Annotated in this window: 1 protein-coding gene; it reads left to right on the plus strand. The window is 49.2% G+C overall.

The annotated features are described in order from the left end of the window. Window positions 1-38: 38 nt before the first annotated feature. Window positions 39-25,246 (plus strand): FG-GAP-like repeat-containing protein (locus DDR33_RS21455; protein WP_202913810.1); only part of this gene is annotated, 25,208 nt, incomplete at its 3' end.

Below are 25,246 nucleotides of genomic sequence, written 5' to 3' on the forward strand. Positions count from 1 at the left end.
GCGCGACAGCAGCCGGCAATATTGAAAATTGTAAATCTATGAACGTTTCTACAGGTAAGCTCACGTCCATCAGGGTTTTTTGCTTCCGGTTACTAAGAGTGTCTTCTCTCTTGAGCCTTTTATCCCTTTCTTACCTGGCCAAAGCACAGGATTTTATCAAAAATACCAGCGTTCTTTCGGGCGTGCAGGTGGGAGCAGGGAGCTGGGCCGACTACGATAACGATGGTTTACAGGATGTCCTGGTGGCAGGAAGCGGCAGTACGAAGCTGTACAGGCAAGCTTCGCCCGGTGTTTTTACAGTAACTTCCGGGGTGTTGCCTGCAGGTGTGCTTCTGCCGAGCAATGCTTCCGTGAGCTGGGGGGATTACGATAATGACGGCAACCTGGACTTCATTCTGACAGGAAATAACGGAAGTCCTTTTACCCGGCTTTACAGGCAGAAAGTAGCAGGCTCTGTGCGGACATTTGAAGACGTTACGTCAACTGTGTTCGCTGCTGCAGTAGCTGTTGAAAGGGCTGCTGTAAAGTGGGGAGATTACGATAATGACGGCCGGCTGGATATCCTTCTTACCGGTCTGAATGGTTCTACGAGTTATATCAGGCTTTACCGCCAGAATGCAGGCGGGGTATTTGTGGATGTTACGGGTGTTTTACCTGCCAGCGGCACCTCATTTTACGGAGTTGCGGAAGGAACTGCCGACTGGATTGATTTCAATAATGACGGGAAACTGGATTTTTTCATAACAGGCCGTAACAGTACTACGAGATATACCAAACTTTATCAACAGGACGGGGGCAAGTTCAGGGATGTTACATCCACGATGATGGCTGCTTTCAGTACCGGGATCAGTAACAGTTCCACATCATGGGCTGATTATAACGGAGACGGGCTTATTGACCTGCTGTTATCAGGAGATAATGGTTCGGGCACTACTTATGTGAAACTTTTAGCGCAAAACACCGCAGGGACGGCCTTTGAAGATAAATCGACGTTGATTAGTAACCTTCCTCTTTTAAAGCAGGGGACGGTAAGCTGGGCAGATTACAATAACGACGGAAAACAGGATTTTATGATCACCGGGCTGGATAACGCATCTGTCCGGTTTGTTTATTTATACCAGCAGGATGCAGCAGGGACCTTTTCGAGGACTTCTGCTGCCCTGCCTTCAGATTTGCCGGCAGTGTATAACAGTTCTGTGCAATGGGCCGACTATGACAACAATGGAAAAACAGATTTCATCCTGACCGGGAACGCAGCAAGCGGCGTAGTAAGTTTGATCTATACGAACCAGGGAAGTTTTGCTGCCAACGTTAAACCGGCGGTACCTGCTTCGCTGAACTCTGCGGTTAACTATACCGCAGACGGGCCTGTTGTCAATTTTTCCTGGACAGCACCGGCTGACGATTTAACACCTCAGGGATCTCTGACTTATGATATTTATGTAAGGAATACCGGTACCGGTGTACTGCAGGCTGGCCCTGCAGCTGATGCAGCTACAGGACTTCGCCGTATTGTACAGCAGGGAAATATTCAGCCTGTGGCTACTACCATCGCAGGCCTTGATCCGGGTAATTATGCCTGGAGCGTACAGGCGGTAGACGGGGCGAATACCGGGTCCTCCTTTGCGGCAGAAAAGAATTTTACCCTCGAATATCCCAGGTTTGTGAAAAAGGCCGGTACTGCATTTCCCGGCCTTGAGTCGGGGATGAGTGCCTGGGGCGATTATGATAACGACGGTCTGCCCGACCTGCTGATGACCGGTATCACCGGAAACAATACCCTTAAGCTCTACCGTCAGAAACCCGACGGTACTTTTGAGGATAAGACCTCTCTTATTGCCATTCCGTCAGGAATGAGCAGCGGGCCGGGAGCCAGCAGGGGAACTATCAAATGGGGTGATTATGATAACGACGGACGGCTTGACTTCGCCTTCCTCGGATACAATGCTACTTATGCTTCGGCAACTTTCTTCATTTATCACCAAAAGACTGACGGAACCTTTGAAATGGTTACCGGGCTTTCGGTTAACTCGGGCAGTACTTACCAGGTAAATACGCCGGGTATTGTTTCAGGACTGGGGTATGCCCAGTTTACAGACGGAACGTTTAACTGGGTGGATTACGACCAGGACGGGCGGCTTGATATTTACATCAACGGGTACACCAACCTGCCTTCTGTTAACTATTATACCTACCTCTATCATCAGAAGCCGGACGGCACCTTTGAAGCGAAAACAACTTCCATCAACGGACTTGTCCCTGGTTTGCAGAATGCATCCGGCGAATGGGTAGATTATGATAAGAACGGCCTGCCCGACCTGCTGATAACGGGGTACAGTAATACCCTCGGGTATATCACAAAACTGATCCGTCAGACCAGTGCAGGGGTATTTGAAGATGTCACTTCCCGGATCCCTTCGGTGCCGGGTGTATTCAAGGGAGCTGTCAAATGGGGAGATTATGATAATGATGGCCTGCAGGATTTTCTTCTGACCGGGTTTAATGGCTCAACACGTTATTTCAGGCTTTACCGCCAGTTGGCCAGCGGCAATTTTGAAGATAAGACATCACTCGTGGCAAATGCAGCAGCCCTGGGTATTACAGATGCGAATGGTTCTGCACTAAGCTGGGGCGACTATGATAACGACGGGCGCCTGGACTTTCTGGTGACGGGGAATTCTTCGTCAGGGCGGATCACCCGCTTGTACAGGCAGACTGCAGCAGGAGGGTTTGAAGATGTAAGCGCGTTGTCATTACCCTGGGATATATCACTGGGTTCTTCCAGTAACATCGAGTTTGCTGACTATAATAAAGACGGGCGTCTTGACTTTTTCTTCAGCGGTAATGATAACAGCGGGCTAAGAGTGGCTATGATCTACGATAACCGCGGATCGTCTGTCGTGAATGCCGTACCTGCGCCCCCTTCGGGTTTAACTCATCAGGTAAACGATAATGGGACTGTCACCCTTAGCTGGACTGCCGGAACCGATGCGGAAACGGCATCAGCGGGATTAACTTACAATGTTTATTTAGGTACAGCTCCGGGAACCGCTAACAGGATCCCGGTATCAGCAGACCTGGCTACCGGTTTTGGCAGGATCGTTCAGAAAGGGAATCTGACTGCGACCAGCTTCACTGTTCCGGTTTCACTTCTTGACCCCGCTGCCCCTCTTTACTGGAGTGTGCAGTCGGTAGACGGAGCCTACGCGAGCTCACCCTTTGCTGCAGAGAAAAGCTTAACGCTTGACTATGCCAAGTTTGTTAAAAAAGCAGGGACCTCTTTTCCAACGGGAAATTACGGAACGACCAGCTGGGGTGATTATGATAACGACGGACTGCTCGATGTACTGGTGACCGGCCAGAATGGCGCTGGTATGCTGAAATTATACCGTCAGAAAGCTGACGGCACTTACGAAGACAAGACGAGCCTCATCCCGGTACCAACGGAGATCGGTGCTGCTAACTTCGGAGTTTACCAGGCAGATATAAAATGGGGGGATTACGACAATGACGGGTTGCTCGATTTCGCTTATATCGGCTATAACAGTAATAACACCAATAGCTATTTTATGGTCTATCATCAGAAGTCTGACGGTACTTTTGAAGTAGCCAGCGGGATAGGACAGAGAAGCAGCAGCACATTCTACAGCTATAACGGGATCATGCCGTTCACGAAGTACGGGTTGTTTAATGGTGCATTGAACTGGGTGGATTACGACCGCGATGGCCGTCTGGACCTGTACGTCAACGGGTACACTTCTTTTAATAATTCGTATTACAGTTACCTGATGCGCCAGAAGCCTGACGGTACTTTCGAAGATAAATCAGCCCTTATAAGTTCCTTTGTACCGGCCGGTTCTGCCACCACTGCTGACTGGGCAGATTATGATAATAATGGCTTTCCCGACCTGGCGATCTCAGCCTACAATTCATCGAACGGATATTTCTTCCGTCTGATCCGTCAGACCAGCCGCGGCGTATTTGAAAATGTATCGGCGAGAGTTCCCGGGGTTATTGCGGTAAATGGCGGTGCTGTTAAATGGGCTGATTATGATAACGACGGGTTACTGGACTTTATCATAACCGGGAGCAACGGTACCCGCTATTTCAGACTATACCGTCAGAAAACCGACGGGACGTTCGAAGACAAGTCATCTCTGGTTGCTGATTATACGAACATTGGTGTTTCGGATGCTACTGCAAACGGAGCTGTAAGCTGGGGTGACTACGATAACGACGGTCGCCTGGATTTTCTTATCAGCGGGAATTCAAACTCGGCAGGCAGGTTAACAAGGCTTTACCGTCAAACCAGCAGCGGCACCTTTATAGATGCAAGTTTGCAGGCACTGCCCCTGGATATGCCTATGTTTATATATGGCAAAGCGGAGTTCGTTGATTTCAACAACAACGGACAGCTCGACTTCCTGATCATGGGAAGCGGATCGACAGGAGGCATCCAAACCTCATTATATGAGAATAAGGGATCTTCCATTACCAATACACCGCCGTCAGCACCTTCAGGGCTGACTCATACGCTGAATGCGGACGGGTCTGTTACCCTTAGCTGGACGGCATCCACCGATGTCCAGACTCCTTCAGCTGGTTTGAGTTACAGCATATATTTAGGCTCAGCAGCAGGGAAAGATAACAAAGTGAGTCCTTCTTCTTCATTGAGTAATGGCTTTCGCCGGGTGGTGCAATCCGGCAACAGCCAGACGATATCTTATACCCTGGCATCAGAGATCTTTGAACCGGGAGTTCCTTACTACTGGAGCGTACAGGCGATAGACGGGGCTTATGCCGGTTCTGCTTTCGCTGCTGAAAAAAGCTTTACGCTGGACTATACCAAGTTTGTAAAAAAGGCCGGCACAACATTCACTGCCGGGAATTATGGTACGGCCAGTTGGGGCGATTATGATAATGACGGCCTGCTCGACGTCCTGGTGGCAGGACAAAACGGTAACGGGGTCCTGAAATTATATCGTCAGGTATCTGACGGAACCTTTGAAGATAAGAGCAGTCTTATCCCCATTCCTACGGAAATCGGGACCACTCATTTCGGGGTTTACCAGGCAGATATTAAATGGGGCGATTATGACAACGACGGTCGCCTTGACTTCGCCTATATCGGGTACAACAGTTACAGTGCCAGCAGTTATCTGATGGTGTATCATCAAAAAGCAGATGGTACATTTGAAGTGGCAAGCGGCATGGGTCAGAGAAGCAGCAGTACTTTTTATAATTATCCGGGCATTATAAATGTTGGCAGGATGGGCTTATATAACGGAACCCTGAACTGGGTGGACTACGACCGTGACGGGCGCCTGGACCTGTATGTAAACGGCCTGTCTTCCTATAACAATACTGTTTACAGCTACCTGTTCCGCCAGAAGGCAGACGGTTTCTTTGAGGATAAGTCTTCACTTGTCACTTCGTTTGTTCCTGCGGGCCAGGGTATGATAGCAGACTGGGGAGATTATGACAATAACGGATTCCCTGACCTGGCAATTTCCGGTTATAATACCTCAAACGGATATTTCTTCCGCTTGTTGCGCCAGACCAGCCGCGGGGTATTTGAAAACGTGACAGCACGTGTACCGGGAGTTATCGCTGTAAACCAGGGGGGGCTGAAATGGGCCGACTATGATAACGACGGTTTGCTGGACTTTATCATAACGGGGACCAATGGCACCCGGTATTTCCGGTTATTCCGTCAGAAGACCGATGGCACATTCGAAGACAAATCAGCGCAGGTTTGGGATTATGCCAATATCGGGATAACCGATGCCTATGGGAACGGAGCTGTCAGTTGGGGAGATTACGATAATGACGGGCGTCTGGATTTCATCATCAGCGGGAACGGGAGTTCCCGGGTGACGCGGATCTACCGTCAGGTGAACAACGGGGCATTTATTGACGTAACATCGCAGGTACTGCCCCTGGATATGCCTTCGTTTATATATGGTAAAGCAGAGTTTGTAGACTTCAACAATAACGGGCAGCTGGACTTCCTGATCTCAGGTAGCGGTTCGACCGGTGGTGTACAAACATTGTTATATGAAAACAAAGGGTCCTCAGCCATCAATACACCACCGGCTGCTCCAACAGGGTTGACCCATACGGTGAATGCCGACGGTGCTGTTACCTTTAGCTGGACTGCCTCAGCTGATGCACAGACCCCTTCATCGGGGCTGAGCTATAACCTATATTTAAGTACAGTAGCAGGGAAAGAGAATAAGCTCGGGCCGGCTTCAGCACTGAGTAACGGCTTCCGCCGGATAGTGCAGCAGGGGAATACTCAAACTGTATCTTATACCCTTCAGCCGGATATTTTTGAACCGGGAACGACCTATTACTGGAGTGTACAGGCAATAGACGGAGCTTATGCCGGTTCTGCCTTCGCTCCTGAAAAGACACTTAGCCTGGACTATACCAAGTTTGTCAAAGTAACCGGCACTTCATTTCCCACCGGGAATTACGGAGCTACCAGCTGGGGCGATTATGATAATGACGGACTGCTCGACGTACTGGTAACAGGGCAGAGCAGTTATGGTGTGCTGAAGCTGTACCGTCAGAAGCCTGATGGTACCTTCGAAGACAAAAGCAGCATTATTCCGGTCCCTACGGAGATCGGGGCCACTCATTTCGGGGTTTACCAGGCAGACATAAAATGGGGCGATTATGACAACGACGGCCGCCTTGACTTCGCCTATATCGGCTACAACAGTTACAGTGCCAGCAGTTACTTCATGGTATATCATCAGAAGACCGACGGTACATTTGAAGTAGCAAGCGGCACGGGACAGAGAAGCAGTTCCACTTTCTATAACTTTAACGGGAACATACCTGGTGGTAAGATGGCCTTATATAACGGCTCATTGAACTGGGTAGACTATGACCGCGACGGGCGCCTGGATCTGTATGTAAATGGTATTTCATCTTATAACGGAAGTTTCTACAGCTACCTGTTCCGCCAAAAGCCGGATGGCCTCTTCGAGGATAAATCCGGGATTATTACATCTTTAGCCCCTGCCGGTCAGGGTATGATGGCAGACTGGGGAGATTATGATAACAATGGCTTTCCCGACCTGGTGATCTCTGGTAATAATGCATCAATCGGATATTTCTTCCGCCTGATCCGGCAGACCAGCCGCGGGGTATTTGAAAATGTCTCAGCCAGGGTGCCGGGAGTTATTGCCGTAAACTACGGGGGCCTTAAATGGGCTGATTACGACAATGACGGGTTGCTGGATTTTATCCTGACCGGTACGAACGGTAACCGTTATTTCAGGCTGTACCGTCAGAAAACCGATGGTACGTTCGAAGATAAGTCATCTCAGGTATGGGATTCTGCCAATCTCGGGATATCAGAAGCGTATGGCAATGGAGCTGTGAGCTGGGGCGATTACGATAACGACGGCCGCCTTGACTTTCTGATCAACGGAGGTACGAATCTGGGAAGGCTTCTGCGGCTCTACCGCCAGACTCCTGCCGGAACATTTGTTGATGTAAGTTCACAGGTTTTCTACCTGGATATGCCAATGTTCAACTACAGCAAAGCGGAGTTCGTAGATTTTAACAATAACGGGCAGCTGGATTTCCTCGTGATGGGAACCGGATCGACAGGAGGGGTGCAAACTTCCTTATATGAAAACAAGGGTTCTTCATCCATCAATACACCTCCGGCCGCACCGGCGGGGCTGATTCACACACTAAACGAAGACGGCTCTGTTACCTTCAGCTGGACAGCGCCAGCCGATGGCCAAACTCCTTCTTCCGGATTAAGCTACAACCTGTACCTGAGCACAGTGGCAGGAAAGGAAAATAAGCAAGGTCCGGCTTCTTCCCTGGTCAACGGCTTCCGCCGCATAGTACAGCAGGGACATAGCCAAACAACTTCTTACACATTACCGGCAGATATTTTTGAACCGGGAGTAGCGTATTACTGGAGCGTGCAGGCGATAGACGGAGCTTATGCAGGCTCACCTTTCGCTGCTGAAAAAAGCTTTACTCTGGATTATACGAAGTTCGTCAAAGTAACCACTACGTCTTTCCTGTCGGGTAACTACGGCTCTACCAGCTGGGGGGATTATGATAACGACGGAAGGCTGGATGTACTGGTGACCGGACAAAACGGTAACGGAATGCTGAAGTTATACCGTCAGAAACCTGATGGCACCTTCGAAGATAAAAGCAGCATTATTCCGATCCCTGCGGAGATCGGGGCCACTAATTTCGGGGTTTACCAGGCAGATATCAAATGGGGGGATTACGATAATGATGGCTTACTTGATTTCGCCTATATCGGATATAATAGCTACAACGGCAATTCTTACCTCATGGTCTATCATCAAAAGACAGACGGTACATTTGAGGTGGCGAGCGGGATCGGTCAGAGAAGCGGCAACACGACCTTTTATAACTATAACGGGATCATGCCTTTTACCCGCTACGGACTATACAATGGTGCGTTGAACTGGGTCGATTATGACCGCGACGGACGTCTCGACCTTTACGTAAACGGCCTTTCTTCTTTCAATAGTACTCACTATACTTTTCTGATGCGCCAGAGACAGGACGGTGTATTTGAAGATAAGAGCTCCCTGATCAGTTCGCTGATCCCGGTTGGCCAGGGTGTTACAGCCGACTGGGCTGACTTTGACAACAACGGGTTTCCCGACCTGGCGATCTCGGGATATCATCCTTCAAACGGGTATTTCTTCCGCCTGATCCGGCAAACCAGCCGCGGCGTGTTTGAAAATGTAAGCTCCAGGGTGCCTAATCAAATTGCAGTAAGTAATGGTGCGTTAAAATGGGCGGATTTTGACAACGATGGTCGTCTTGATTTTATCCAAACAGGTACTAATGGCACCCGTTATTTCAGGTTGTACCGCCAAAAAACTGACGGTACGTTCGAAGACAAATCCTCCCTGGTAGCGGATTATGCGAATATCGGGATCTCAGATGCAATGGGCAACAGTGCGATCAGCTGGGGTGATTACGATAACGACGGACGCCTGGATTTCATTATCTCAGGATACGCTAATTCGAACCGGTTTAACAGGATCTACCGTCAGATCAGCAACGGAACGTTTGCCGACGTTACGTTGTCTGTATTGCCCTTAGATATGCCGCTGTTCTCCTACAGCCGTGTGGAATTTGTTGACTTCAATAACAACGGGCAGCTGGATTTCCTGATCATGGGAAACGGCTCCACAGGAGGGATACAAACTCTATTATATGAGAATAAAGGATCTTCGGCTATTAATACACCTCCTTCAGTGCCGGCAGGCCTGACACATACAATGAATTCCGACGGATCCGTCACCTTTAGCTGGACGGCTTCTACCGATACACAAACACCTTCGGCGGGACTGAGCTACAACCTGTATCTCAGCACGGTTTCCGGTAAGGAAAATAAACAGGGGCCCGCTTCTTCCTTGAGCGACGGCTTCCGCCGTGTCGTGCAGTTCGGGCCAACTCAAACGACATCTTATACGGTATCTCCCGATGCATTCGACCCCTCTGTTACCTTCTACTGGAGCGTGCAGGCGATAGATGGTGCTTATGCAGGATCTGCTTTTGCCCCGGAGAAGAGTTTTTCTGTTGTTTACCCGAAGTTCGTGAAAAAAGCAGGAACTCCTTTCCCGAATGTCTATTCAGGTGCGACCAGCTGGGGTGATTATGATAATGACGGCTTGCTGGACCTCCTGATCATTGGAGCCAGCAACTATGGAAACATAAAATTATATCGTCAGAAGCCTGACGGGACATTTGAGGACAAGACTTCCCTGATCCCCTTCCCTTCACAGATCAGTGCCAGCCCGGGTGTTTACAGCGGCGATATCAAATGGGGCGATTACGATAATGATGGCAGGCTCGACTTTGCTTATATCGGATATAGTAACTATTACGGTGCCAGCAATTTCTTTGTCTACCATCAAAAGACCGATGGTACATTTGAAGTTGCAAGTGGTCTTGTGCAAGGCAGTTCTACGCTTTATAATTATTCAGGAATCATATCAGCATCCAGAACTCCTTTGTACAACGGTACGATAAACTGGGTTGATTACGACAGGGATGGTAGGCTGGATCTATATTTGAACGGTCAATATTCCGGCAATTCATCTTATTACACATACCTGTATCGTCAGAAACCAGACGGGACTTTCGAAGACAGGACATCAGGCATTTCCTATCCGGCATCACAGTCATCCAGTGACTGGGGAGATTATGATAACAATGGCTTCCCTGACCTGTTGCTCACCGGCTACAGTCCAAGCTACGGGAACTTTACAAGATTGTTCCGCCAAACCAGTGCAGGGGTGTTTGCGGATGCTACTTCAACGATCCCTTCTGTTCCGGGTGTTAATGAAGGCCTCGCAAAATGGGGGGATTATGACAATGATGGCCGCCTTGATTTTATCATTACAGGCAGCCGCCAGTTCAGGCTTTACCATCAGAAAACTGACGGAACGTTTGAGGATAAAACATCCCTGGTTCCCAATGCATCAGTCATTGCCGTGAACCAGGCTTCGAACGGAGCTTTCAGCTGGGGGGATTATGATAACGATGGTCGTCTCGATTTCGTGATCAGCGGGAATTCAGGCACAGGCAGGAGCACACGTTTGTATCATCAGAAAGCTGATGGCAGTTTTGAAGACCACAGTGCACTTTCTCTTCCCTGGGATGTGCGCCAGATGAACAATAGCAGGGTAGATTTTGCAGATTACAATAAAGATGGTCGCCTGGACTTCATTATTTCAGGCTATGATCAGACCGGCATCGCACAAACGGTTTTATATGATAATTTATCCACTCCGAAGCTGAACACAGCTCCGGTGGCTCCAACCGGCTTAAGCCACGTGGTGAATGCCAATGGTACGGTGACCTTACGCTGGTCTCCTGCTACAGATACACAGACTCCTTCCGGCGGTTTAAGTTATAATGTTTACTTTAGTACTGTTGCGGGGCAGGTAAATAAACTGGGCCCTGCTTCTGACCCTGCTAACGGTTTCCGCCGTGTGGTTCAGCAGGGTGTTACACAAACCAACAGTTATACGATCAATATCAGCGGGATTGATCCCGGCATCACTTACTACTGGAGTGTGCAGGCCGTAGATGGCGCGTATGCCGGATCGCCTTTTGCCCCTGAACAAACTTTTAAACTGGATTATCCTAAGTTTGTCAAAAAGACCGGAACGCCTTTCCTATCCGCCAGCGGAGCTTCTACGCATTGGGGTGACTACGATAACGATGGCCTTCTGGATATCATTATAGCAGGCGGGAATATGCTGAAGCTTTACCGTCAAACGCCGTCAGGCGGTTTTGAAGACAAAACTTCCCTCATCAACCTGCCTTCCAATGCTGCTTCGTATGCGGGAGTTATAGATGGTAACATTAAGTGGGGAGATTATGATAACGACGGACGCCTTGATTTTGCTTATGCCGGCTACAATACATCAGGCTTTTATAATTTCTATATATACCATCAAAATGCCGCAGGTTCTTTTGACGTTGCCACGGGAACTGCTCAAAACAGTTCTTATACATATCAGGTACAAGGTATTTTTAACTCGACCCTATATGGCTACCGTTACAGTTCGCTGAACTGGGTGGATTATGATCTCGATGGCAGGCTGGATCTGTATGTAACCGGTCAGAGATATGATGGATATAGTGATCATATGCTGTTCCATCAAAGAAGCGATGGTGGATTTGAAAACAGGATCGGTGCTATTTCCAGCTATTTACCAGCTACACATCAGGGTACCGCAGAATGGTGTGATTACGACAAAGATGGCTTGCCTGACCTGCTGGTTTCAGGTAACAACTATAATGGCTCTGCCAATAATTACTATGTCCGGCTATTAAAACAAACTGCACCCGGCGTTTTTACTAATGCAACTGCAAAAATTCCGTCAATTCCGGCCCTTTACGGCGGAGCTGCAAAATGGGGAGACTATGATAATGACGGACGGCAGGACTTCCTGTTCTCCGGCTATAATGGTACACGGTACCTGAAACTGTATCACCAGACGAATACCGGTACTTTCGAAGATAAATCCTCGCTGATCCCGAACGCTGCTAACATAGGTGTTTCGGATGCCGGAAACGGCAGCTTAAGCTGGGGTGATTATGACAACGACGGCAAGCTGGATTTTCTTTTAACGGGATATCCTCAATCAGGCACCTATACGAAATTGTTCAGGCAAACCAGCTCCGGATCGTTTGAAGATGTTTCAGCACTGACTCTCCCCTGGGATATGCCACAGGGAAATAACGCCCGTGTGGAGTTTGCAGATTATAATAATGATGGCAGGCTTGACTTCTTCTATGCCAGTAATGGATCGGTTTATGAGAACCGGGGCTCAACAAAGCTGAATACAGTGCCATCTGCTCCGGGTGGGCTAACCCATACCGTTAATGCCGATGGTTCTGTTACGCTTAGCTGGACAACGGCTACAGATACGCAAACTCCGGCGGCGGCATTAAGCTATAATTTGTATGTGAGCACGGAGCAGGGGAAGGCAAATAAGGTGGATGCCATGTCGATCCTGAGCACAGGGTTCCGGAAAGTGGTGCAGCAGGGGAACCTTCAGAAAAGTTCTTACACTATTCGTACAGAGTTGCTGGATCCTGCGGTTACTTATTACTGGAGTGTGCAGGCTGTAGACGGTGCGTATGCAGGCTCTGCTTTTGCTCCGGAGAAGAGCTTTAGGCTGGAATATCCAAAGTTTGTGAAAAAGACAGGAACGTCTATTGTTTCTATGAGCTACTCAGGAGGAGCCTGGGGAGATTACGATAATGATGGTCTGCTCGATCTCATTGTAGCGGGTTCTGGCGCATTAAAACTTTACCGTCAGACAGCGGCAGGAGGGTTTGAGGATAAAACTTTGAGTATCAATCTGCCCACTAACGGAAGTGCTCCCTATGCCGGGGTGTATTATGGTGATATCAAATGGGGTGATTATGATAACGACGGTCGCCTTGATTTCGCTTACATTGGCTACAGCAGTTCAGGGTATTGCAATTTCTACATCTATCGTCAGAATGCTTCCGGCACATTTGATGTCGCAAGTGGTATCACTCATAATGCTTCCTCCAACTGGACCATTCAGGGGAACATGCTCAATACGATCTATGGATTCCGCTACGGGACGCTGAATTGGGTGGATTACGACCGCGACGGTCGCCTGGATTTATATGTTGCAGGCCAGACATATGATAACAACCACTACATCATGTTATACCGGCAGACAGCAACGGGTACTTTTGAGAACAAGGGGGGATTAATCTCATCATACGTGCCGGTGGGCTACCATCTGGCCTCAGACTGGGCTGATTATGATAACGACGGCTTGCCTGACCTGCTGACGACCGGCTATAATCCGGGCAGCGGAAACTTTACAAGACTTTTAAAACAAACCAGTCCCGGTGTATTTACAAATGTTACTTCGAAGATAGCTTCTGTGCCGGCAGTATATACCGGAGCAGTAAAATGGGGTGACTATGATAACGACGGACGTCTTGACTTTCTCCTTTCGGGGTACAGTAATGGCGGAAAGCTCAAGCTATACCGTCAGACAGCCAGCGGTTCGTTTGAAGATAAGTCGTCGCTGATTCTAAATGTCGCTTCGCTGGGTGTTTCAGATTCCGGTAACGGGGGGATCAGCTGGGGTGACTATAATAATGATGGATTGCTTGACTTTTTATTGACCGGATCCAGTAGGACGAAACTGATTCGTCAGAACAGCAATGGCACTTTTGAAGATGTGTCTGTTCTTTCGCTGCCTGCCGATATGCCGCAGGCAAACAATGCAAGAGTAGAATTTGGGGACTATAATAAAGATGGCCGCCTGGATTTCTATTATTCTAATACAGGGGCTATTTACGAAAACACGGGATCGCCAAAAGTGAACACTGCGCCTGTGGCACCCGCCGGCCTTTCTCATACCGTAAATGCGGATGGTTCAGTTACGCTTAAATGGACTGCCGGTTCTGATGCTGAGACGCCATCAGCAAGCCTGAGCTATAATTTATATGTTAGCACGGTTACCGGGAAGGAAAATAAACTGAGCCCGGCTTCTGCTCTGGCGAACGGTTTCAGGAAGATCGTACAGCAGGGAAATCTAAACGGTGTTACTACCTATACGATCCGGACGGATCTCCTGGATCCGGATGTGACATACTATTGGAGCGTACAGTCTGTAGATGGAGCGTATGCCGGTTCAGCATTTGCGCCGGAGAAAACGTTTAAACTGGATTATCCGAAGTTTGTCAAAAAGGCTGGAACCAGTTTCCAGATGTTCTACGGAGGATCAATGAGCTGGGGCGATTTTGATAATGACGGCAGGCTGGATATGATTACAGTGGGCGCCAATACGCTGAAGCTCTACAAGCAAAACGCAGCAGGAGGCTTTGATGACCGGACAACACTGATCAATGTGCCGTCTGCAATTGCCAGTTATCCGGGTGTTCATAATGGAGATATCGAGTGGGGAGATTACGACAACGATGGTAAACTCGATTTTGCCTACATGGGTTATAACGGGTCGTATGGTTATTATCAATTATTCATTTATCGCCAGAACGCCTCCGGATCTTTTGATATGGTTGGGGGAATATCACAGAATAGCAGCGGCCAGACAAGTATACCATCATCAGGTATCCTGCCGTCCGGCCTGTACGCGCCCTCTTATGGCACACTCAATTGGGTGGATTATGATCGCGACGGCCGGCTGGACCTGTATGTAAACGGACAATATTTTAATGGCAGTTATGCTACCTATCTTTTCCGCCAGAAGCCGGACGGGACATTTGAGAACAAAGGAGGGCTGATTTCGTCTGTTGCTCCTGCGGGCTATAACAGCTCAAGTGACTGGGCCGATTATGATAATAACGGTTTGCCGGATCTTCTGCTGACCGGTACCAATGGGAGTTATTTCACCAGGCTGATCAGGCAGACCAGTCCGGGGGTATTTGTAAATGCTACTTCCAATATACCCTCAGTTCCGCAGATAGCTTACGGAACAGTTAAATGGGGCGATTATGATAATGATGGTCTCCTCGACTTTATCATGGTGGGCAACGGCTCGACAGGAGGTTACCAGTTTAAATTATATCGCCAGAAGGCTGGCGGAAGCTTCGAAGACAAGACAAGCATTGTGGCTAACGCCTCAAAAATCGCCATGACCAATGCGGGCTACGGCGCTGTCGACTGGGGCGATTACGATAACGACGGCCGACTGGACTTCGTTTTATCAGGATCGAGCAATTCGGGCACGATCACGAAACTGTATCACCAGACAGCTGCCGGTACATTTGAAGATGCGAGTGTCCTCTCGTTACCTTTTGATATGCCTCAGGCCTATTATTCCACTGTAAAGTTTGCAGATTATAACAAAGACGGAAGGCTTGATTTCTTCTTCTCCGGATATAGCGGATCGAACAATGCCTTTATCTATGAAAATAAGGGATATTCTGTAGTGAATACAGCACCTTCAGTTCCAGGTGGCCTGAGTCATGTGGTGAACGCGGATGGCTCAGTAAAGCTGAGCTGGACGGCATCCACGGATGCTCAGACACCAAAGGCAGGTTTATCTTACAATATTTACGTTTCGACAGTATCCGGAAAAGAAAATCGTACCGGGCCTATGTCAGACCTCACCTCCGGGTTCCGCAGGGTAGCGACCATCGGAAACATGTATGAGAATACTTCGTTCACACTGGCTGCTAATGTACTGGATCCTGCAACGGATTATTACTGGAGTGTTCAGGCTGTCGATGGCGCTTACGCTGCCTCTGCATTCGCACCTGAAAAGAGCTTCAGACTGGACTATCCAAAGTTTGTCAGGAAAACGAACACTACTTTCCCTGCCTATAATGGTTCTGCTTCCCATTGGGGAGACTACGATAATGACGGGCGCCTGGATTTACTGATGATAGGAACTAACGGGAACTCAAATATCAAGTTATTCCGTCAGAAACCCGACGGGACTTTTGAAGACAAGAGTTCTCTTATCCTGGTGCCTTCAGGGCTTAATACCTCTACTATGGGTGCATACATCGGTGATATCCAGTGGGGCGACTTTAACAATGACGGCAAACTGGACTTCGCTTACATGGGGTATAATGGTTCCAGCGGGTATTACAACTTCTTTATCTACCGCCAGAATGCAGCCGGAAATTTTGAAGTAGCAAGCGGGGTGGCACGCCTGAATGCTAATTATTTGTCCTCCATCCCTGGAATAAACAAGGCTCCTATGTCTGGTTTCAGGCAAGGTACATTGAGATGGGTGGATTACGATAACGACGGACGTCTGGATTTATACGTAAACGGGCAGGATCATACAGGCGGCAGCACTACTTACCTGTATCACCAGAAAACGAACGGCGATTTTGAAGACAAGACAGCTTCGATCATTAATTATGCTCCTGCCGGAAGGTTTACATCTGCGGAATGGATCGACTATGACAAAAACGGGCTGCCGGATCTCCTGCTTATCGGAACCGCAAACGGCTCTACCGGTGTTACCCGTCTGGTCAGCCAGACGAGCCCGGGAGTATTTGTCAATGCGACTGCAAAGATCCCTTCGGTTCCCGGTTTTTACCAGGGCGCTGTAAAGTGGGGAGATTATGACAACGACGGAAGACCTGATTTTCTTGTATCAGGAATGACTACAGGCGGAACCCGTCAGTTTAAACTGTATCATCAAACCAGTAACGGCACTTTCGAAGATAAGACGGCATTGGTAACAGGCAATACGCTGCTCACGGCATCTGAGAGTAGTATCAGCTGGGGGGATTACGATAATGATGGCCGTCTTGACTTTATTATATGCGGATATTCGGGGAATCCGGCCAATTCGCCCCGTATTACAAAGCTGTACCACCAGACACAGAGTGGTACCTTTGAAGACGCAAGTTCCCTGAGCTTACCGGCTGAATTGCCGCCGATAGTGGGGGGACGAGTTGAATTTGCAGATTACAACAACGACGGGGCCCTGGATTTCTTTGTCACCGGGTACGATCCGTTTGCCGGCCAATATTCTTCTATTTACGAAAATAAAGGCTTTTCCAGGTTTAATAGCGTCCCCGCAGCTCCGGCCAATCTTACGCAGGTGGTGAATGCCGACAGGTCGGTGACCCTGAGCTGGTCGGCTCCGGCAGACGGAGAAACTCCGCAGGCGGGATTAAGCTATAATGTCTATCTCACCACGGTTACCGGCAAAGAAAACAGGATGAGCCCGATGGCTGCTTTAGCTAACGGTTTCAGAAGAGTAGTGAAGCTTGGAAATACACAAACGACCAGCTTTACCATAAGCGCGTCTGCTATTGTTCCCGGCGCCACCCATTACTGGAGCGTTCAGGCTATAGACGGAGCCTACGCAGGATCTGCCTTTGCTCCGGAAAATTCATTCTTTGTTGATTTTCCAAAGTATACCAAAAAGGCGGGCACTACTTTCCCTGCTCTGCAATATTCATCGAGCAGCTGGGGAGACTATGATAATGACGGACGCCTGGATCTGCTGATGACAGGATACAGCACGGCTACGTCGTTTTCTGCGATCAAGCTGTATCACCAGAAAACAGACGGAAGTTTTGAGGACCTTACTTCTTTAATCCTTTTCCCGTCGGAGGTCAGCTCATATCCTGGAGTACAGCAAGGAGATATCAAATGGGCAGACTATAACAACGACGGGCGTCTCGACTTTGCTTATATCGGTTATAACAATGCTTACGGTACCAATAACCTGTTTATCTTCCGTCAGCGCACAGACGGCCGCTTTGAGCAGGTAAGTGCGGTTTCGCAGATCAACAGTTCTTCTAACAGGATATTATCACCGGGAGTACTTCCGGCGTCGGCCAAAGGCTTGTTTAAAGGGACACTGAACTGGGTGGATTATGACCGCGATGGCCGTCTTGATCTGTACCTGAACGGCTGGTCAGCTGCCAGCAATGCGAATGTAACCTTCCTTTACAGGCAGAAGGCAGACGGCACTTTTGAAGATAAGAGTTCGCTTATTTCAACGGTTGCTCCGGCAGTAGAGAGCCCGGCGGCTGAATGGGCCGATTTTGACAGGGATGGATTACCGGACCTTATGTTGTCCGGGATAAACGGATCTACGCGCTATACGCGCCTGATCAGGCAAACCGGTGTTGGGGTATTTGCCGACGTAAGCAGCCGGATAAGCGGTTTACCGCTGGTCAACCTGGGCTCTGTTAAATGGGGAGACTATGATAATGACGGGCTGCTGGATCTGATCATGACCGGGACAACCGGTTCTAATACCTTTAAACTGTACCGCCAGTTGCCGAACGGAACTTTTGAAGATAAAACATCTTCCGTAGTTGGTGCCGAAACCCTGGCTTCATCCGACAGTGGAAACGGAGGGATCAGCTGGGGAGATTATGATAATGATGGTAAATTAGACTTCCTGCTGACCGGCAACACGGCCACAGGTGCAATTACCCGTTTATTCTATCAGACCTCAGACGGAACATTTGAAGACGGATCCTCTTTATCGCTGCCTCTCGACATTCCGCAGAAATACAGGGGTAAGGCAGACTTTGCTGACTACAACAATGACGGACGCCTGGATTTCGTTCTTTCGGGTACGGATGCTACCACGTCTGAGACCTTTATCTACGATAATACAGGTACTTTTACTGCAAATCAGAAACCAGCTGCACCAGCCGGAGCTGTCGCTTCGCTGAATGCCGACGGCAGCATCACCTTTACCTGGGAAAAAGGCAAGGATGATGTCACTCCGCAGGACGGGCTGAACTATGCTATTTATGTGCGTACAGCTGATGTTTCGGACTACGGGAATAAGGTAAATCCAACTGCTAAACTCAGCAACGGGTTCCGCAGGATCGTTCAGAGGGGCGACATCCAGAATAACTCCTTTACCATACGCAACCTGGATGGGGCATTTGTGGTGGGCACTACCTATTACTGGAGTGTACAGTCCGTTGACGGAAACTTCAGGGGCTCAGAATTTGCACCTGTTCAGAGCTTTGTTTACGGAAATACCACCTTCACAAAAGATAATATTGCAGCATTCACCGACCAGTTGCAGAACGCTTCTGCTAACTGGGGCGATTATAATAATGACGGTCTCCTGGATGTATTGGTTTCCGGTAATGCCGGTACCAGTGGCATTACCAAGTTATACCGTCAGACCAGTGCCGGCGTGTTTGCCGATTTGACTCCTTCGGGTCTTCCGCAGTTAACACAGGGCGCTGCCGACTGGGCAGATTACGATAATGACGGAAGGCTTGATTTCATCCTGACCGGTAAAACAGGAACAGGAACTTCGGGTATCACGAAATTGTATCATCAGAAAGCAGACGGTACTTTTGAAGACCTCACCAGCACAACAACATTCCCTGACGGAGTACCTGCAGGGGTGTTTAACAGTGCCGTGAAGTGGGCTGACTTTAACAACGATGGCCGGGCCGACTTTATGTTCACCGGAAATACCACCAGCACTTCAGCATATATCTCAAAACTATATGCCCAGGAACTTGCTGCTGATAAAACCACCATCGTGTTCCGGGATAAAACCGCTATGCTGCCCGGGTTACCTGCGCTTGCGTCCGGTACCGTCAATTGGACAGACTACAACAATGACGGTCTGGCTGACCTGATGCTGACTGGTTTCAATGGTTCCTCGCGCTATGTTAAGCTTTATACACGTTCAACACCGGCAGATGCAGTGTTCACAGACGTGAGCAGTTCTGCTTTTGCGGTGACACCTGCTGGGATAAGCAACAGTGCCGTGGCATGGGGCGATTATGATAACGATGGCAGGATGGACGTTGCTATGCTGGGTAATACGAATGGTTCCGTTTACAGTACGAAGCTTTACCGGAATGATCCTGTGACTGAAAAGTTTGTGGACGTAACCGCTAAAATGTTCCCTTCAGCTGTCAATCCTGTTAAGAACCTGGCTTATGGCTCGCTTAAGTGGGGCGATTATGATAATGACAGTAAACCGGATCTGCTGATGACAGGTTCAGACGCATCCAATGTTTATTACACATTATTGTATAATCAGCGGTCGATGCCTGATACCATTTTTGCAGATGCAAGCTCGGTGATCCTCGGAAATATAAATGTGAGCAGGGGTACTGCGGAATTTGCCGACTATAACAATGACAGTAAACTGGATATCCTGCTTACCGGTTCAAAATCAGACGGTACATCAATTCCTGTTACCCTGTTCAGGAGCAGTACGCATAATGCCAATACACTGCCCACTATGCCGTCGTCCCTGCAGGCGGATGTAGCCGCCGACAACCTGGTAACCCTTAACTGGGATGCCGGTACTGACAGCAAAACAGGTCAGGGCGGATTAAACTATAATGTGTTCGTAGGTACTGCGGGAAGCAGTCAGAACCCACTTTCTTCCCTGGCCAGCGGAAAGCTGAAAGTGGTACAAACCGGTAATGCAAAAGCAACCTTCAGTATCATCAAAGACCTTCCCGGCGGTATATATACGTGGGGCGTGCAGTCGGTAGATAACGGTTATGGCGGATCGCAGTTTGCCATTGCACCCGAGCCGTTCGTTATAAAAGACAAGCCTAAGTACACATTCAATCCACTGGCGAAGGTTTACGGGGCGCCTGAGTTTATTGCTGCTACCAGTACGAACACGGAGATCCCGGTCAGGTATGCAGTATCAGACAGCTCGGTGGTTGAAATTACAGCTGAAGGAAAGATCCGGATCTTAAGAACCGGACGTATCCTGCTGACCGCTTACCAGGCTGAAAGCGAACATTTCCTGGCAGGCTCAGCCAGCGACAGCCTGATCATTACCAAGGCTGTCCTCACGGCCAAGCCTGATCCCAAATCCAGGATCTACAAAACTGAAAATCCTGAATTGACGGTCGGTTATACCGGTTTTGCTTACAACGATGACCCGACGACCCTCGATCAGGCTCCGGTAGCTTCCACTACGGCGAATATCAATTCACCTGTAAATAAGTACCTCATTACGCTGAGCACCGGCCTGGATGATAATTATACTTTCGTCTATAAGCAGGATACGCTCTCGGTAACGAGATCGGTGGTGACTATACGGGTAGATGACCAGGCCCGTGATTACAAAACAGCCAATCCGGAACTGACTTTTTCCTATGACGGCCTGCTGGAAGGAGAGACATGGGCAGATATCGATGTTAAACCCGTGATCGCAACTGCCGCAACGATAAATTCCGATGCGGGAACTTATCCTATCACGGTTAGCGGCGCAGCTGATGCGAACTACACTTTTGCCTACGTCAACGGGACGCTTACCATCAGGAAGGCTGTCATTGATGTTGTTGCAGATTATAAAACAAGGCCATACGGCGCTGAAAACCCTGTATTCACCCTGAACTACAGTGGTTTTGTAAGTGGTGATAATGACAGTGTACTGGACGTAAAACCGGTTGGTACTACAACAGCAACTGTTTCTTCGCCGGTAGGGACCTATCCTGTCACGTTTATTCCAGGTCAGGATACCAATTACGACTTCAACTATACAGAAGGAGTGCTTACCGTTGAAAAGGCCATGCTGACCGTCACTGCTGATCCTCAGATCAAAGGGTACGGTTCAGATAACCCTCCACTTACCCTGACCTATTCAGGATTTATGGGCATGGATGATGAAACGGTGCTCGATCAGAAACCGGAAGCCTATACCACGGTGAACATCAGTTCGGGAATGGGTATTTACGATATCTTTATATCTCCCGGATCCGATGATAATTATGACATGACCTATGTGAATGGTCTGTTTGAGGTGACGGGACCGGCGATTACGGTACGTGCAGTGCCTAAAACCAAGGTTTATGGCAGTGCTAATCCGGAACTAACCATTACCTACAGCGGCTTCCTTAACGGGGATACGCCGGATTCGGTGAGTATGCCTTCGGTTTCGACCGCTGCAACGGCCACTTCACTTCCGGGAAAGTATCCAATCACACTCACTGGCGGGGAATCAGAGAACTATAATTTCCTCCTGGTTAATAACTTCCTTACAGTAACAAAAGCACCGCTTACTGTCAGAGTTGCGCCTAAAACCAGGGTGTATGGTACCGCCAACCCGGAGCTCACCCTGACGTACGATGGTTTTGTGAACGGAGATGATGAAAGCGCTGTTACAGCTCCTGTTATGACCACTATGGCCACGACGGCTTCAGTGCCGGGTAAGTATCCGATTATTCTGAGCGGCGGGTCGTCGGATAAATATCATTTCATATTTGTGAATGATACCCTGACAGTTACAAAGGCAGCGCTTACAGTAAAAGCTGATGCGAAGTCGAGAAATTATGGACAGGGGAATCCTGCACTTACAATGAATTACAGTGGCTTTGTAAACGGTGATTCTGTAAGTGCCATCATTCCTCCGTCCATCACAACGACGGCAACCCCTGCTTCGGCCGGGGGTAAATACCCGATCACCCTGAGCGGCGGATCATCAGACAAATACAGCTTTATACTGGTGAACGACAGCCTGACTGTCGGTAAGGCTCAGCTAAGGATCACCGCGGACGATAAGACTAAGACATACGGCGCTGCTAATCCATCCTTTACGATGAGCTACAGCGGGTTCCTCAATGGAGACACGGTGAGCGCCATCACTCCGCCGGTAGTAAGCAGCATTGCAACTGCTGCTTCAGGAGCAGGAACTTATCCGATCGTGCTTACAGGCGGATCGGCAGCGAACTATGATCTGCTGTTACAAAACGGAACGCTGACGGTTAACAAGGCGCAGCTGCATGTTACCGCCGCCGATACCAGCAAAATATACGGAATGCCGAATCCTGTTCTACCGCTGAGGTATGCAGGTTTTGCTAACGGAGATACCGAAAGCTCGCTGTCGTCGAAACCTGAAGTTTCTACTACTGCAACTACCGGATCACCGGCAGGCACATATCCCATCAGCGTCACCGGCGGCTCGTCTGACAACTACACATTTATTTATACAAACGGTACGCTTACCGTAGGTAAAGCGCATCTGACCATCACTGCTGATGCGAAGACAAAGGTATACGGTACTGCAAACCCGGTACTGACTGCTACTTATACAGGCTTTGTAAACGGAAATACGCCCGGGTCGCTGGCTTCTCTTCCGTCGCTTTCGACCACGGCAGGCACGATGTCAGGAGCAGGAACCTACCCGGTTACAGTAACCGGCGGAGCTTCACCAAATTACGACTTTACCTACGTGAACAGTACACTGACCGTGAGCCCTGCTACACTGACTGTCACGGCGGATTCATTAAGCAGAAATTATGGGGTTCAGAATCCTCCTCTGACGTTCAGTTATTCAGGTTTTGCCGGCAGCGACAACGAGAATTCGCTTATCAGCAAGCCGGTGGCAACGACAACGGCTCAGGTAAATTCTCCGATCGGAACTTACCCTGTTACGATTAGCGGAGGGACTTCGCCTAATTATAATTTTGTTTATAAGAACAGCACCCTGACTGTCGGTAAGACGATGCTTACTGTTACAGCTATGCCGAAGACGAAGGTCTACGGATCGGCTAACCCGGAACTTACCCTGGTATATTCAGGATTTCAGGCGGGCGATTCGGAAAGTTCCATTACACCACCGGTGATCAGTACTACCGCGACGGCTGCTTCGCCTGCGGGAACTTACCCGATCATAGTGAGCGGAGGAGCTTCTTCAAATTATGACTTTACTTATGTCAACAGCACACTGACGGTTACAAAAGCGCCGCTGACGGTTACTGCCGACAATAAGAATAAGGTGTTTGGTGCTGCAAATCCGGCGCTGACGGTAACCTATTCAGGTTTTGTGAACGGCGATACAGAGGCTTCTGTTACGGCACCTGCTGTTTCTACAAGTGCTACTCCGGCGTCCCCGGCGGGGACTTACCCGATCACTGCCAGCGGAGCAGCTTCTTCTAACTACGAATTCACTTATGTGAATGGCACACTTACGGTTGGCAAAGCAATGCTGACGATCACTGCCGACAATAAGAGCCGGGCGTATGGAGCGGCGAATCCTGCTCTGACGGTTAGCTATTCAGGTTTTGTCAATGGAGACACCCCGGCGTCTATTACTGCGCCTTCAGTGTCCACAACTGCGACTACGGCGTCTGTGGCCGGAACTTATCCGATCATAGCCAGCGGTGCGGCTTCGGCAAACTATGACTTCACCTATGTGGATGGTACGCTGACGGTCGGCAAGAAAATGGTAACGATTACGGCTGAGAACAAGAGCAAGGTCTATGGGGCAGAAAATCCTGGATTAACAGTTACTTATTCCGGCTTTGTGAATGGAGATACCCCGGCATCTATTACGGCACCGTCTGTTTCCACAACGGCAACAACTGCCTCAGCAGCGGGAACTTATCCGATCACAGCCAGCGGGGCTGCTTCGGCGAACTATGATTTCACGTATGTGAACGGAGTACTGACGGTTGGCAAAGCAATGCTGACGATTACTGCCGACAATAAGAGTAAAATCTACGGTGCTGCTAACCCGGCGCTGACAGTAAGCTATTCTGGTTTTGTGAATGGCGATACCCCGGCATCTATAACAGCGCCTTCGGTTTCCACGACTGCGACGACAGCATCCGTGGCGGGTACTTATCCGATCACAGCCAGCGGTGCAGCTTCGGCGAACTATAATTTTACATATGTGAACGGTGTGCTGACGGTTGGCAAAGCGATGCTGACGATCACTGCCGACAACAAGAGTAAGCTCTATGGGGCTGCAAACCCGGCACTGACAGTTAGCTATTCCGGCTTTATAAACGGGGATACCCCGGCATCCATTACTGCACCTTCCGTTTCTACGGCTGCGACTACTGCATCGGCAGTGGGTACTTACCCGATCCAGGCCAGCGGTGCTGCTTCTGCTAACTATGATTTTACCTATGTGAACGGTACGCTGACAGTCGGTAAAGCGATGGTGACGATAACTGCCAACAATAAAAGCAGGATCTACGGAGCTGCAAATCCGGCACTAACGGTGAGTTATTCCGGTTTTGTGAATGGCGACACCGAGGCTTCTATAACAGCACCTTCTGTTTCCACGACGGCGACTACTGCATCGGCTGCCGGAATTTATCCGATTACAGCCAGTGGTGCCGCTTCTGCGAACTACGACTTCACGTACGTGGATGGCACGCTGACAGTTGGTAAAGCGATGCTGACGATCACTGCCGACAATAAGAGCAGGATCTACGGAGCTGCAAATCCGGCACTGACAGTGAGTTA

Source organism: Pararcticibacter amylolyticus (assembly GCF_003130405.1).
Lineage (GTDB): Bacteria > Bacteroidota > Bacteroidia > Sphingobacteriales > Sphingobacteriaceae > Arcticibacter > Arcticibacter amylolyticus.